We start from the raw sequence: 723 nt of genomic DNA on the forward strand, positions 1-723 counted from the left end.
TCTCGTGGGCTCGTGACTCCGTCGGCCGTGGTCGCGTCGAGCGCGCTCTTGAGGGCGCTCTGCGTCGTGGCGTCGAGCTGCGGCTCGTAGTCGGTGACCGGGGGCTGGCCGTTGTCGACCATCAGCTGCTGCGCCTCGTCGCTGTAGTAGAAGGCGAGGAGCTTCTCGACGGCCGCGAGCTTCGCGGGGTCGTCGGCCACCTTGTGATCGACGACGAGCGGTGCGGAGGCGACGTTCATCACGATGTTCTGCTCGCCGACCCCGTCGCTGAACTGCGGACCGGCCCAGAAGCCCGTGTCTGCGGCGACCTCGGACTCCTGGATGGCGCTGGAGGCCCAGACTCCGGCGTCGAGCATGGCGGCCTTCCCCTGGAGGAACTGGTCGACGGCCTGCTGGTAGGTCTGGGTCGACACGTTCGTGGCGAAGGCGCCGGCGTCGCGCAGCTCGGCGATGTGCTCGTACATGCGCAGGAAGTCGGGGTTCGAGTAGCTGTCGGAGCCGTCGAGGATGCCGTCGATCCGGTCCTCGTAGCCGAAGCGGTCCAGCCACACGAGGAAGGACCAGACACTGAAGGACGACTGGTTCGCGCCGTTGGAGATCGTGACGATGCCCTTGTCGCTCAGCCTGTCCGCGACCTCGACGAGATCCTCGAACGTCGTGGGGACCTCGAGGCCGTTGTCGGCGAGGATCTTCTCGTTGTACCAGAGGCCGGTCAGCAGGCCC

At 67.2% G+C, this 723-nt stretch carries 1 protein-coding gene; it reads right to left on the reverse strand.

Annotated elements, in window-relative coordinates; genetic code table 11:
- Positions 1–723, reverse strand: a 723-nt coding sequence (locus ACI3K0_RS30760) for an ABC transporter substrate-binding protein (RefSeq protein ID WP_404946987.1), incomplete at both ends; no start/stop codon positions are given.

Origin of the sequence: Rhizobium sp. ZW T2_16, assembly GCF_044987325.1 — a bacterium.
In the GTDB taxonomy this organism is placed as follows: domain Bacteria; phylum Pseudomonadota; class Alphaproteobacteria; order Rhizobiales; family Rhizobiaceae; genus Neorhizobium; species Neorhizobium cellulosilyticum.